General features: G+C 48.1%; 12 protein-coding genes. 3 read left to right on the forward strand and 9 right to left on the reverse strand.

Going from position 1 to position 14,488, the window contains the following annotated elements; translation table 11 throughout:
• Nucleotides 1–55: 55 nt before the first annotated feature.
• The 4 genes from mutS to ACUUJN_RS15200 form a co-directional block, all read right to left on the reverse strand.
• A complete protein-coding gene (gene mutS / locus ACUUJN_RS15185) occupies nt 56–2,875 on the reverse strand; it encodes a DNA mismatch repair protein MutS (protein WP_069080289.1) in 2,820 nt (939 codons plus the stop codon).
• A gap of 110 nt (nt 2,876–2,985) precedes the next feature.
• Nucleotides 2,986–4,221 carry a putative amidoligase domain-containing protein gene (locus ACUUJN_RS15190; protein WP_075154364.1) on the reverse strand — a complete coding sequence of 412 codons (1,236 nt, stop codon included), beginning with the start codon at nt 4,219–4,221 and terminating at the stop codon, nt 2,986–2,988.
• Between the two features lie 132 nt (nt 4,222–4,353).
• Nucleotides 4,354–4,911, reverse strand: a complete 558-nt coding sequence (locus ACUUJN_RS15195; RefSeq protein ID WP_013310588.1) for an outer spore coat protein CotE — start codon at nt 4,909–4,911, stop codon at nt 4,354–4,356.
• 126 nt (nt 4,912–5,037) lie between these two features.
• A complete protein-coding gene (locus ACUUJN_RS15200; protein ID WP_069080296.1) occupies nt 5,038–5,934 on the reverse strand; it encodes a LysR family transcriptional regulator in 897 nt (298 codons plus the stop codon).
• Between the two features lie 115 nt (nt 5,935–6,049).
• Between ACUUJN_RS15200 and ACUUJN_RS15205 the strand changes: the two genes are divergently transcribed.
• Nucleotides 6,050–7,366 carry an amino acid permease gene (locus tag ACUUJN_RS15205; protein WP_484668682.1) on the forward strand — a complete coding sequence of 439 codons (1,317 nt, stop codon included), beginning with the start codon at nt 6,050–6,052 and terminating at the stop codon, nt 7,364–7,366.
• 21 nt (nt 7,367–7,387) lie between these two features.
• On the opposite strand, the gene ACUUJN_RS15210 is transcribed toward ACUUJN_RS15205, so the two are convergent.
• From ACUUJN_RS15210 to ACUUJN_RS15230, 5 genes are all read right to left on the reverse strand, one after another.
• Nucleotides 7,388–8,344 (reverse strand): aromatic acid exporter family protein, encoded by a 957-nt coding sequence (locus ACUUJN_RS15210; protein WP_023989050.1) that lies wholly within the window; start codon nt 8,342–8,344, stop codon nt 7,388–7,390.
• Nucleotides 8,345–8,461: 117 nt separating this feature from the next.
• On the reverse strand, nt 8,462–9,295 hold the full coding sequence (locus tag ACUUJN_RS15215; RefSeq protein ID WP_013310592.1) for an ABC transporter permease: 834 nt from the start codon (nt 9,293–9,295) through the stop codon (nt 8,462–8,464).
• A gap of 8 nt (nt 9,296–9,303) precedes the next feature.
• A complete protein-coding gene (locus tag ACUUJN_RS15220; RefSeq protein WP_023989052.1) occupies nt 9,304–10,116 on the reverse strand; it encodes an ABC transporter ATP-binding protein in 813 nt (270 codons plus the stop codon).
• Nucleotides 10,113–11,204, reverse strand: coding sequence for an ABC transporter substrate-binding protein (locus ACUUJN_RS15225; RefSeq protein WP_075154365.1), 1,092 nt, complete (start codon nt 11,202–11,204; stop codon nt 10,113–10,115). Before ACUUJN_RS15225 ends, ACUUJN_RS15220 begins: the two co-directional genes overlap by 4 nt.
• Before the next feature lie 146 nt (nt 11,205–11,350).
• Entirely contained in the window at nt 11,351–12,868 is a 1,518-nt protein-coding gene (locus ACUUJN_RS15230; protein WP_484668683.1) for a carboxypeptidase M32, read from the reverse strand.
• A gap of 172 nt (nt 12,869–13,040) precedes the next feature.
• Here ACUUJN_RS15230 and ACUUJN_RS15235 point away from each other — a divergent pair, with 172 nt between their 5' ends.
• Together ACUUJN_RS15235 and ACUUJN_RS15240 are read left to right on the forward strand one after the other, a co-directional pair.
• Nucleotides 13,041–13,604 carry a beta-class carbonic anhydrase gene (locus tag ACUUJN_RS15235; protein ID WP_013310596.1) on the forward strand — a complete coding sequence of 188 codons (564 nt, stop codon included), beginning with the start codon at nt 13,041–13,043 and terminating at the stop codon, nt 13,602–13,604.
• Between the two features lie 250 nt (nt 13,605–13,854).
• Nucleotides 13,855–14,427, forward strand: coding sequence for a PadR family transcriptional regulator (locus ACUUJN_RS15240; RefSeq protein ID WP_209942616.1), 573 nt, complete (start codon nt 13,855–13,857; stop codon nt 14,425–14,427).
• Nucleotides 14,428–14,488: the final 61 nt, after the last annotated feature.

Below are 14,488 nucleotides of genomic sequence, written 5' to 3' on the forward strand. Positions count from 1 at the left end.
CCTCCTCCTGACTTCAAAGTGTGATGAAAAATAAGAATAATGTAACTTATTTTAACTACAGGCCATTGGCCTTGTTTTTAAGATCATTTAATAGCTGCATTGCCTGTAAAGGAGTCATATTCATGACATCAGCATTTTTCACCTTGCGCAAAATTTGGCGCACAATCGGATTAGCCTCTACTGTCTCTGCGTGTGGCTTGGAGGCGGCAAGCTCCTGCTCTCCGAAAATGGACAGCTGTACCACTTCGGTTGCTCCTTGCTCCAACGTGCTGGAAGTTTCCACCGTCTGCAGAGTATCTTCTTTTACCAGGGTGGCCTGCTGTGATAAAGACTGAGCTGATGATGCAGTTTCTCCGCTTTCTCGCAATGTCTGGCCTGAATTATATTTGGTCAAAGAAGAAATATCTTCTGTCCCTGAAACTGTACGAAGATCAGTCCCTTCCTTCCCTCCTACTACTGTCTCGGTACCTGCCGTTACTTGAGCCGCTGCCTGTTCAAAACCATTCAGCAGTCCATTCGCTCGCTCAATAATGTTATTGGGCAAGCCTGCAAGCCGAGCACAATAAATACCATAGCTACTGCTAGCCGCTCCCGGTATGAGTTTGCGCAGGAAATTCACCTTGTCGCCGCTTTCCTGCACGGCCATAGAGTAATTTCGCAGCGAAGACAGGCCTTGCTCCAAATGCGCCAGCTCATGGAAATGCGTGGATACCAGCGCCTTACAGCCGATCGTGTCATGGACAAATTCGATGACTGCCTGTGCAATTGCCATTCCTTCACTGGTGGACGTACCTCGTCCCAGTTCATCAATAATGATCAAGCTTCGCGGAGTTGCCTTGTCCGTCATTACTTGGATATCTGCCATTTCGACCATAAACGTACTCTGCCCGCCGATGAGATCATCCGCCGCGCCGATCCGTGTGAAAATGCGATCCAGCATTGGCACCTTGGCACGTGCAGCAGGGACAAAGCAGCCAATTTGAGCCATAATTGCAATAAGTGCAACCTGACGCATATACGTACTTTTCCCAGCCATGTTCGGCCCAGTGATAAGTAGAATATGCGCATCGGCTTCCTCCAACACCGTGCTGTTTGCGATAAAACCGCCATCTTTCATTACAGCTTCCACCACGGGATGGCGACCCTGCTCCACTACGAAATCATATCCTGTAGTCAGCTCAGGTTTCACGAATCCCCGTTCCGAGCTAACCGAAGCCAGCGACTGATACACGTCAATTTCAGCCACTTGTTCTGCCAGCTTTTGCAAACGTGGAATTTCAGCGTTCAGTTTACTGCGAAGCTCGGAGAAAAGCGTGTACTCCAGATCAACCATTTTATCCTCGGCTTCCAGAATTAGAGATTCCTTTTCCTTCAACTCCGGTGTAATATACCGTTCCGCATTCGCCAACGTCTGTTTGCGTTCATATCGACCTTCTGGTAATGAAGCCAAATTGGATTTGGTCACCTCGATATAATAACCAAATACTTTGTTGTATCCAATCTTAAGTGACCGAATGCCGGTTGCTGCACGTTCCTTGGCCTCTAGCTCAGCGATCCAACGTTTACCGTTCACACTCGCCTCGCGCAGTTCGTCCAGACGCTGATGGTAGCCTTCCTTAATAAGACCTCCATCCCTTACGGAAATCGGCGGTTCATCCGCCACCGCTTCCTCAATCAACGCACACAGGTCTGTACAGCTATCCAGCGTTTGTGCAATTCGTCTCAGCGTCTTCGAAGGAGATTCAGCGCACAATTCGCGTAAAGACGGAATTCGGGCCAGCGACAGCTTGAGAGCGATCAGATCACGTGCATTAGCACTACCAAAGGCGATCCGCCCAACCAGACGCTCCAGATCGTAAATCTCTTTAAGCTGAGCACGTACATCCTCTCGGAAAATAAACTGGTGGTATAGCTTGTCCACCGCCTCCAAGCGCTCCTCAATAAGACTGCTACTCAACAACGGCTTGTCAATCCAACGACGCAACAGACGTGCTCCCATGGATGTCTCTGTGCGATCCAACAGCCACAGCAGCGAGCCTTTCTTGGAGCGTTCACGTACCGTCTCCACCAGTTCCAGATTCCTGCGGGTAAATGGATCCAGAATCATAAAATGGTTTGGCTCATATACCGAGATTTGGGTCAATTGGCCTAACGATCTTTTTTGCGTTTCATTCAAATAGGAAATCAGGCGCGATACGCACCGTCTACGTTCCTCCGTAAGCCTTGCCCACGTGGGTTCCCCAAATTGATCCCGAACCAGATCATCCTTGGATTTGTCCCAAGCCGTATACACAACACGCCGTCCAACGGGGGACATACGGGATGTCACAAAATCGAGCAGATGACCATCCCCCAACATTTCGGAAGGCTCATAAATGTTAATTTCATCTAGTAGCCATTCTTTCGAATCAGGCACAGAGGTCACATACAATTCACCTGTGGACAAGTCGCACGCCGCCAGCGCCAGCATCCCGTCCGTCTCTGTGACACATACCATGTAGTTGTTGGATTTGTCGCCCAGCACCTTTCCTTCCATTACCGTACCCGGGGTCACAACGCGGACAATATCCCGTCGCACCATCCCCTTCGTAGCTGAGGCTTCCTCCATTTGCTCACAGATGGCCACTTTATAACCCTTCTCAATGAGGCGCTGTATGTAATTTTCCGCTGAATGATAAGGCACGCCGCACATCGGAATTTTTTCCGTGGCGCCACCCTCACGACCCGTAAGTGTAATTTCCAGCTCCTTGGATGCAAGAATTGCATCATCGAAAAACATCTCGTAAAAATCTCCCAGGCGGAAAAACAAAAATGCATCTTTGGCCTGCTCTTTTATGGATAAATATTGCTCTATCATCGGTGTATATTTGGACATACCGTTTACTAACCCCCACACTTTGTTCCGTTTAAACTTATAATTATCTCTCATTATATCAAAAATGACAGTCGATAACATGAAACCATTCCTGGTGTCGACACTTGATTTTACGTAAGCTTCCAATACGGGCGCAAATCCCGTGATTCATCCCACTGTTTCCCCTTGCGGAGGCTGTCCAGCAATGGCGCTACATAAGCTTCATATTGCGAGTATATTTCCAGTGAAACCATGTCCAAAATAAGAGGTTCCATATACTCTTTAAGGACAAGTTGATTTCCTTCATAAAAGGCTCTGTGAGCCTCCTCCTCACCCAGCGGCCTACGTTGCAAACGCGGATATTGAGAGGCAATGAGAAACGCCATTCCAATCACACCTTTCGCCAGCTGTGGCGAGATAAGAAAACTGGGCAGTGTACGATATTCAAAGCCTCCATACGACTGACGGCGAAAATCACCTAAATTGCCATAATGCGGTCTGCGCCGAGTCGCACGCTTGTCTTCCAGTAGCGCCAAAGGCAGTGCCAAATAGTTATCTAGTGCCCGAAGCAAGGCACCGTTTAGCGAAACCCCGCTGAAATGCAGATGTCCGCCCAGCGGAAAACCCGGTTGTGGCATCCCCCCTGCCTGCCAGATGAGTGTGTGGTCGGCAATGCGCCGGGCTGCTGTTGCAAAAGCTTGACGCAGGTGCTTCAGCAGATGGGCCGGATCTCCACTCGGCGCAGGGCGAAGCTCAGCGACTGGATACAGTGTTCGTCCTCGACGAGTAACAGCATCGCAGCCGGCTATGCCGAGACGACCCAAATATCTTGAGGCCGGAACGACCCGTCCCTCGGGCATACGAACCAGCACAAATTCAGGGTCCATTCCGATGAGCAGTCGATCTCTTCCTCGTTGCGCTGAAAGATTCTCACTCTCAACATCCCCTTCGCGCGCAGCAATTTCATATAATGTGGCCAAACGTCCATCGTTCAGCCATGGCTGTGCCGAGATTTCGCGCACCTGACAGCTGCGCTCCCCCAGCGGCGTCAGTACCACCTCACCACTGTCCAAACCCAGGGTGTACAACGCTCGTACAGCCAGCCGCTCCATCCGGACATAGAGCGGTGAATGTTGATCCAGTTCAGACAGATCGTATGCGCGGACTTTGGAAGGGCCTTCGATGGCACGTCTACGAATTTCCAACACTCGCAGTAGATGGATTTGCACCGCGTAGCCTATCGCAAAATCTGCTATACTGCTATCCATCCACTGCACCGCTATGCCTGAACGCTCCAGTCTACGCTTTTTTTCATCATTTGGCATCTGTCTGAAGCGTATGAGCGCCTGTCCCGGCTGCTGCATCATATTCCCCCCTACGGACTACGTACGGATTTCAACCCAATTTCAACCCACAATAACAAAAAAGGAGGGCCTTTGCCCCCTGCGCAGAATCAGCCGGCGCAAAGAGTAAAGCGGCCCTCTTTTTGGTTACTTCTGTCAGAGCTCGTCGTCAATGAGGTCGGGGTCGAGCTCCTCATAGTCCCCCTCTTCCGCTCCAAAATCAAAGTCTTTGTCAAAATCATCGCTGCTACCATTCGGGAATACTTCTACAACAATCTTCGTTTCCGCCACCAGCTCCACCGCAAATTCCCGCTCGACCCGGATCATTACGCTGCCACCTCCAGAAGACACACTGGCCTCGACGCAACTCGGCTCCTGTGTAGCTTCGGCGGATACTTCCACTGTAGACGCCCGGTGCTTCGGATCAAGATACGAGAGCGGCACATTTTCCACGTACGACACCGTTTCCTTGGCCACATCGGTCTGCGAGTTTTTATCGTATGAGTACCAAATATTGATATCATACGTCCCGACGACCTCAATGCCGTCCCCCGCCGCCACAGCTTCATACTGGTGGTTAATAATCCATGCCCCTAAAATGCTCGTCGGATTATTCGGCGGAGTTACGGTATGGGTTACGGTAGAGAATCTGCGACCTTTACCACAGATCGCTTTGGTAATAATCTCTCTACGATTTTTATGACTTAATGCCATTCTTGAACCTCCTCCATACAATCAATCATTCCATACATATGTATGCAGGTTGTGGGCGAATGTTGAGTGAATAGGCGAAAAGGAAAAAATATTATTTGTATAAGCATATGCCGCGATGGCTTGAACTCATGCACGCCAATGTGTTACATGCTGCTCAACGATCTGTAAAAATTCACTAAGAGCCGGGGATTTCCACTTTTTCGTGTGATAGGCGACCTGAGTAGCCACCTGCTGTTCACTGTCATCCCAGGCTAAACGCGCCATTTTACCTTCTCGCAGCTCGTTTTGTACCGTTACCAGCGGAAGCAGCGCGATACCCAATCCAGCCATGACACACTGCTTGATGGCTTCAATACTCCAAAATTCCAGGCTAGGGTCTGAAAAAATACCGTGTTTATTCAAATACTGCTCAAAAAGGATACGGTACGTACATCCTGCCTCCGTATGCAAAATGGTTTCGTCCTTCAAGTCAGCAGGCTCTACCCGGGTATAGGTAACCAACGAATGCTTAAGTGGAGCAACCAAGGCCATCGGCTCATGAATAAGCGTGGTGACATTCAGTTCTCTATCCTCCGTCTCAGGCTGAAGCAAAAAAGCCAAATCCAGCTCACCGGAGCGGATCAAATCGCGTAATTCCCAGCATTCGCCGGGTTTAAGGACAATTTTAACCTTCGGATACCGTTCTCTGTACTCACGGATCAGACTCGGTAGACGAAAAGCGGCCAGAGACTCTGGTGCTCCTATTTTCAGCGTGCCTGCCAATTCCGTTTCTGAACGAAGCGCATCCTTGGCCATAGCATGCATCTTGGAAATTTCCTGCGCATAGGGCAGCAGACGTCGTCCGGCATCCGTCAGCATGATTTTCTTGCCAATGCGATCAAAAAGCGGCGTACCCAACTCTGCCTCCAGCGTTTGAATTTGAGCAGTGATACTCGACTGTGCATAATCCAGTATACGCGCTGCTCGCGTAAAACTGCCTGCCTCAACTACATTTAAAAAGGTAAACAAATGCCGCGATTCCATAATCCGCTCCTTCAATCGGTTTTTCCGATGCAAGCAATCGTTATATTCCGTTTTTCCGATAGATTGATTATCTGATAAGCTGGAGAAAATAACAAGAGAAAGAAGGCTTTTCTGCATGACAAATGAAAGTAAACTTCAATCCACCATTGGTCTTCCACAGGCCATTGCACTCTATATCGGAGCTGTACTGGGTTCAGGGATATTGATTGTGCCTGGACTTGCCGCCCAAATGGCGGGACCGGCATCGCTGCTGGCATGGGGCTTTATGACCCTGCTCATCCTGCCAATGGCACTTTCCATGGGTCTTCTATCCGCCAAATTTCCGAATGCGGGAGGGGTATCGCATTTTGTCACGTTGGCCTTTTCGCCACGTGCCGGTGCTTATATCGGGTGGTTTTTTCTCATGTCGGTTCCGATTGGGGCACCTGTTGCCGCACTCACTGGAGCCGGCTATATGACCGCAGCCATGGGCTGGGGAGAGGAAAGCCGCATGATGTTAGCCGCTGCTATGTTGGCGGTGGGCCTGATCATCAATTGGATCGGCATGAAGGTCGCGGGACGTATTCAGATCGCAGTCGTCATAGCTATCGTTGCCGTCCTTATATTCGCTATTGCCGCAGCACTTCCTCAGATGGAAACAGTCCATTTCACCCCGTTTGTTCCACATGGCTGGCTCTCCGTCGGTCAAGCGGCCGCGATTCTGTTTTGGTGTTTTATCGGTTGGGAGGCCGTGTCCCATATGTCAGAGGAATTCACCAATCCCCAGCGGGCGGCCGTTAGAGGTGTGACCATTGCAGCCGTCATTGTTGGTTTGCTTTATTTCTTAACTGCGCTGGCTACTGTGGGCACACAAAGTTACCTTGCAGGGGATTCGGATGCTTCGCTCGTATGGGTGATCAGTCGGGCTATCGGGCCATGGGGCGCAATAATTGCCGGCTTGACGGGTATCTTTATTTGTACCGCTACTATTATTGCTTATGTTGGTGCCGCTTCACGTGTCGCTTATGCTTTATCCCGGCAAGGACAGGCCTTTCGCTGGATGGGCATGTTATCCCAACGATTCCATACCCCTATCGGTGGCATTGCTTTTCTTAGCGTCTGCTTCGTGATCATTATGGTGTTGTACGGTAGTGGTACTGTTTCACTCACTAACCTGATCCAGTTCCCGAACGCCACCTTTATTCTGACCTATCTCGGAGGTTGTGCAGCAGGAATTAAGCTTCTGCGTGGTAGTCGCTGGGGGGTTTCCATTAGTTGGATATCGTTCATCTCTACGGCGATCGTTTTCCCCTTTGTCGGATGGGCTATGCTGTACCCTTGCCTGATCACCGCTGTCTTATGGATCACAGACCGAATTCGGCACAAACGGACTTTCAGTCATCCGGCTTCTACCATCACTGAACAAGAAAAGGCTACTGTCCGTCATGGGTAGTAGCCGCTCAAGGCCTTTACTCTAATTTTTCACTGGAGTAGGGGCCTTGTCCTTTTTCGCAATTTTCAAATACTGATGAAGCTCATGTGTAAGCTGCAATAATGCCGAACGAATCTCAAATTCCTCCCGGGTTGCGGGAAGCTCCATTGCTTTAAATTCTTCACGAACCTGCTCCAGCAGCTTCTCAGTCTGTCCCGTATAATGTCCAGCCAAAACGTCATTGCTAAGCTGGTCGAACAGCTCGGCCAGAAGCTTGGCCTGCGGCATATGCTGATACATTTGTGCGATCAACTGCATCATGTTTTGGATCGAATCCAGCTGCTCTTTTCGCATATAAAAATACACATTCCAACCCTCTTGGGGACGAAGCATCTGATTTTCCAAGGAACGCCCCGCCTCAGTGACCCCTTTGGCTATCACGCTGTTCGCTTCAATAACTTCCTTGCCATCCCATATGTATGCTGGACTACGCAGCGTATTGGCCATATTTCTGAATATAACAGAAAATGTCCGATCCACTTCCTGCCGAATTTGTTGCATTGTATTATCAGAACCCGGCATATAGGCTAAATTGACAATCATCGCGGAACCCAGTCCAATCACTAGCAGAGCTAGCTGGGTCAGCAGTACCTCCATATCAATCACACCGCCGCTGAATACACGAAAAACCACGACCGAGCCGGTGACGATCCCTTCTTTAAAGCCCACCCGTACAATGACTGGAAACGCCGTTAAAATATATAATGCTAGTACCCAATCATGAAATCCGAATACCACAAACAAAACACAAGCAAAAAGAAGCCCCACGACGGATGCAAAAAATCTCGCCGAAATGGTACGGAGACTTCTCTTGCGTGTGACATCCACCCCCAAAATCGCTAAAAGCCCTGCTGAGGTGGCTCCATGAATGCCAAAACCCTCCGCAATAAGTACGGCCATTAATGCGGCAATAGCCGTTTTAATCGTACGAAAGCCCATGAAAAAATTCTGTCCTCTCTAGATGAAATCTGTTTCCACATTTTCATAAATATTAAGTATTTCATTTTCATGGTACTTTATTTTCACGTTTTACACAAATGTTCAGAAATTTTATTATTACCGATGAGGACGACCGGAAAGCAGACGATGCTCCACATACACGACCGCCTGATACATCAGTGTAGCTACGACAGCAATGATCAACAAACTGGACATAACCAGCGTGAAATTGAACACCTGAAAACCATAGATAATCAAATAGCCTAAGCCGTTTTTGGCCACCAGAAATTCACCAACTATCACGCCAACCCATGCCATACCGACATTCACTTTCAGCGTAGAGACGATTGCAGGAAAGGATGCAGGTAAAATCACCTTTTGAAACGTATCCCGGCGTGATCCGCCAAACGTACGAACCACTTTGATCAGATTCGAATCAACTTCCTGAAAGCTGTTGTATACGACTAGTGTCGTAATAATGACCGTAATGGAGAGGGTTGTCATTAGGATAGCAGTAAATCCCGCCCCAAACATGACGATAAAAATTGGACCTAGCGCCACCTTAGGCATACTGTTGAACACGACCATATAGGGATCAAGCACCCTCGACAAAAACGGTGACCACCAAATAAGTACAGCCAGCAACGTACCTAACAGTGTACCGAGTAAAAACCCCGCCATCGTTTCTCCCACGGTGACACCTACATGTCCCCATAATTCACCACTGACCGCATCCTTACCGATCTGGGTGAAAATTTTGCTCGGATAGCTGAACAACAGTACATCAATCCACTTCAAACGGCCTGCAATTTCCCATAGCACAAACAAAAGCAGTAAAATAGCTGTCTGTACACCTGTCACTAACCATCGCTGCGAACGCCTGCTGCGTAAATACGCCTGATGTAGTCCTTGAATCCAACGTTGCTCAAGCTGATCCGCTTCGTCCTTCATACGTTAACTCACTCCTTTGCTCCCGAAGCCTCCAGTTCACCCCATATTTCATGAAAAAGCTCATTAAAACCCGGCTGCTCGCGTGCATAAAAAGGCTGAGCTTTTCGGATGCAATCCGGAATCTCGAAGGTACGTCGGACATGACCAGGATTTCGACCCATCACTATAATCCGGTCACTGACCGCAATGGCCTCGGCCAAATCATGTGTGACTAAAATAGCCGTCTTTCTCCGCTCGCGCAAGGTTTCCGCAATCAGATCTTCCAGCTGTAGCTTGGTTTGATAATCCAGCGCGGAGAAAGGCTCATCCAGCAGCAGCAGCCCCGGATTGGTCGCCAGCGTCCGTACCAGCGCCACGCGCTGACGCATTCCCCCAGACAGCTGGGACGGATGCAGATGCTCCTTCCCTCCTAGACCCATGCCTTCCAGCAACAGCCGTGTCCGCTCACGCGCAGCTTCATCCACTCTATTGCCTAGCTCCAAACCCAACAATGCGTTATCCATTATCGTCCGCCACGGGAACAGATAATCCTGCTGCAGCATGTAACCGACCTCTGGACTCGGACCACTTACCGGCTGACCTTGCAGCATGACTTGGCCTGCCGCTGGACGCAGTAGCCCCGCGATCATGGACAGGATCGTCGTTTTGCCGCAGCCGCTTGGACCAACCAAACTGACAAACTCCCCTGTCTCTACAGAAAAATCAATATTCTCAACCGCCAGCGAAGCTTCACGATCCGTTACATAGACATGCGTCACTTTCTCCATTCTCACCATCGGGATGGTCGCGTCCGAAGTGAGGCCACTCCGTTCCTCCATCATGACGAACCTCCAGCACCGACACCTGCATCCGTAGATTCAGTTGTGCTCTTTTTCACAGGCGGTTCAGTATTCCCGGTAGAGTTTGATGAAATCGCTTGTTGTGCAAAGCTTGGGTTCACTAGCTTATCTAGTACAACCGGACTTTTAAGCTCCCCTGCCGAGGTCATGACATCCTGTAAGTTCTTCCATTCCTTTTCCTCAATCATCGGGTTCAAAGCATAGGTACTCTGTTCCTTATATCGTTTGATACTACTCGTCAAAACAGCTAAATCTGTATCTTTAAAATAGGGCGTGATTGCTTCAGCAATCTGTTCAGGTGAATGCGTATCAATCCACTGTTGTGCCCGATATACAGCATTTGTAAATTTCTGTGCAGCCTCGCTATTTGTGTTCAGGTAGCTTTGCTTAGCCATATATACCGTATACGGCAACTCGCCGCTCTCCACACCGATAGAGGCAACTACCCGTCCACGGCCTTCCTTTTCAAAAATAGATGCCTGTGGCTCAAACAGCTGCACATAATCCCCTGTACCGGAGCCGAAAGCAGAGGCAACATTAGCAAAATCAATATTTTGAATCAGCTTCAGATCCTTATGAGGATCAATGCCGTGTTTGCGAAGCGTAAATTCAAGTGACATTTGCGGCATTCCGCCCTTGCGTTGCCCCAAAAAGTTTTGTCCTTTCAGCTTTTCCCATTCAAAGCTATCCTGCGTTTGACGGGCAAATAAAAAGGTACCATCCTTCTGTGTCAGTTGGGCAAAATTAATGATAGGGTCCTCTGCTCCTTGCTGATACACATAAATAGATGTTTCCGCGCCGATCAGCGCGATATCTGCCTGATTGGACAATAACGCCGTCATCGCCTTGTCACCCCCGGGAATCGTTGCGAGTTGGACATCCAGTCCCTCCTGAGCAAACATCCCCTGGCTCAAGGCTACATACTGCGGCGCATAAAAGACCGTACGGGCTACCTCGCCCAGTCTGATCTCAATCGTCTGCTCCCCTCCTTTAGGGGTGCACCCACTGAGCAACAGTAATCCGAGTAGTGCCGCAGCCACCACAGCTTTGAAACGAGCGCCGTTTTTCATCCTTGTTCCCTCCCCACCTTTTTACATCGGTTGACTTCATATATTGTTATGCGACTGTCGTTATAATGGTTAATCGCACAAAAAAAACCCGCGTTCGCCTAGGAACGCGGGGTAGATGCATATATGATTATTTTATAGTTTCTAAATTACAGCTTGTATATGGAGGTATATTTCTCTTCCAGATAGTCGGCGAGATAATCCGGGTTCAGCTCCTCACCTGTAATGGCTACAATCAACTCGGATGGCGTCCGACTCTTGCCGTAACGGTAAATACGTTCGGTCAGCCATTGCTTGATCGGCTCAAGTTCCCCAGCAGCAATTAATTCATCCAGATTGGGCAACTCTTTGCGTAATGTCGCCAAAATTTGCGCTGCATACATATTGCCAAGCGAGTAGGAAGCAAAATAACCAAAATCACCACCGGACCAGTGAACGTCTTGAAGTACGCCCAGTCCGTCATTCGGTGGTAGAAGCCCCAGGTAGTCCTTATATTTCGCATTCCACACCTCGGGGAGACGCTTCACATCCAGCTTTTCATTAAACAGCATTTTTTCAATTTCATAACGGATAATGATATGTAAATTATATGTTAGCTCATCCGCTTCAATACGAATCAGTGAATTTTCCACACGGTTGACTGCCCGGTAGAATTGCTCTGCCGTAACCTTCGCCAAACGATCAGGAAAATGCTTTTGCAAATCATCGTAATACCGATCCCAAAAAGCACGACTGCGTCCGATTTTATTTTCCCACAAGCGCGACTGGGATTCATGAATCCCCATAGAGGTTCCTCCAGACAGTAGTGATCCTGCCAGCTCTGGAGCAATATTTTGTTCGTACAGTGCATGGCCTCCTTCATGCAACGAACTGAAAATAGCACTGGTTACATCATCTTGCAGATAATGAGTTGTTATACGCACATCACCTGGATTTAATCCTGTTGCGAAAGGATGTACACTCTCATCCAAACGACCTGCGTCAAAGTCATACCCCATCTGTCCTAAAATGAACAGGCTGAACTTCTCCTGCTGCTTCACATCAAACACACCATCTAAAAAGCTCTTATCCGGCTGGTTCGATGAAGCCTGAATTTTAGACAATAGGGGCACAAGGCGCTTTTTGAGACGATCAAACACAGCATCCAACTTTTCAACCGTCATCCCCGGCTCATATTGATCCAAAAGCGTGTCATACTCTGTATCCTTAACACCCCAGTAGCCGATAAACTCACGCTTCATGTCTACGATTTTAGACAAGTACGGTTCAAATCCGGCAAAATCGCTATGTTCCTTTGCGTCCTCCCACTTGCTCTCTGCCTGTGCTGCAAGAATGCTATACTGCCGATATCGGTCTGCCGGAACCGAACGATTCAGTTCATAATTTTTACGGCATTCCTCCACCAATCTGCGATCATTGTCCTCCAGTTGCTTCAGCTTATCTTCTGCGGCAAAAAATTGCAGCAATTGTCCCATTTCATCCGAGATCATCAGCTTGAACATTTCAGTGGACAGCATACCTAACGTCTCCGACCGAATGTCAACGCCCTTGCGCGGAGCACCAGTCCGTAAATCCCAGTGCAGCAGACCTACTGCTTCGCCATAACTACTAATTTTTTGTGCGAGCTCCTTTAAAGCCGTCAATTGATCCAACGTCTGTTGCGCCATATTTGAGGTCACCTCTTTAACTTAAAATGGTTAAAACTTTACAATACCTATACTTGATGATACTTATATTAAAAAGTATAATCAACACACAACATGTACGACCAGCTCCTAAGACCTGAAATAAACGTTGGCTGTACATATCAAACTTTATGAGAATCTGGAGGGAACAATCGTGGATCACATCAAAGAAATTTTAGAGTACAATCGTGTTTTCGTAGAAAACAAAGAATACGAGGCCTATAGAACGGGCAAGTTCCCCAATAAAAAAATGGTCATTATCACCTGTATGGATACACGGCTAACAGAGTTACTCCCTAAAGCCATGAACCTGCGTAATGGTGATGTGAAAATCATCAAAAATGCGGGTGCGATTATTTCACAGCCCTTTGGAAGCGTAATGCGCAGTGTACTAGTCGCCCTGTATGAGCTGGGAGCAGACGAAGTAGTGGTCGTGGGCCATTATGAATGCGGCATGGCTGCATTAAATGCAGACCACATGGTCAATGAAATGCTCGATCGCGGAATTTCTCAGGAAGTGCTGAATACATTAGAAAATTCAGGAATTAAGCTAAATAAATGGTTGAAAGGTTTTGACAACATTGAAGAAGGGGTAAAAACTACCGTGAAGCTTATTAAAAATCACCCGCTTCTCCCCCCTAATGCCCCCGTTCACGGCATGGTTATTCATCCAGATACAGGAGCGTTAACGCTTGTCGTTGACGGGAATGAACAGTAAATAGGATACGCTTCGGCAGAAAGTTACTAGGTAGTTTAAGCTCGTACATACGAGCTTAAACTACCCTTTTTTATGAAAAAAAGCGCATATACGTGGAAAATGACAGGAGCCAATTTGGGCTAACCTGTGAACGACCTGTCTGAAAGTTGTCAAACCATACAGTTTCAGTGTACACTTTTCATGAAGCTGCAGAATACCTGCCGCAGTGCTGTTACAACCGTTACTATGATGGATGAAGGAGATAAGATCTATGAATTTACTATCGTATGGTCTGTTGGGGCTTCTCGCAAGAGAGGAATCCTCCGGCTATGATCTGATGTTGCGTATCCAGCCTTTTTGGCAGGCCAAGCACAGTCAGATCTATCCGCTACTGGCCCGTATGGAGGGCAAGGAACTACTAGCCTCCCGTTGGATTCAGCAGTCCGACAAGCCTGATAAGAAAATGTATACCATTACCGACAAGGGAATCCATATGCTTCAGCAATGGTCCCAGGAAGCGTTAGCTGCTCCGGTTACACGGGATGAATTAAGTCTTCGACTGTTCTGTCTTTGGTTGACAGACAAAAGTAGTGCCAATCGTATGCTGGAGGAACGCAAACGTCATTTTATTCAGAAAATCCAGCATCTAGAGGATATTCTGAACAACATTCCCGCAGAGAATTTACATTTTGGCAGTAAGAGCTTTGGTGACTATATTTTAGTACAAAAAGGGCTTTTGAATGCTAAAGCAGGTCTGGAATGGTGCCAAATGGTTCTGCACATGCTGCTTGCCGGTGATGTCAGTGCGGACACTAATCCGTTTTCACTTAAGCCGCAAAGCTGAATGCTTTTGCTAATCCATGCATAGGATTTAAGGAACGTTATTATTTAATTATTTAATTATT

The sequence above is a fragment of the Paenibacillus sp. LRG-1 genome, assembly GCF_057220305.1.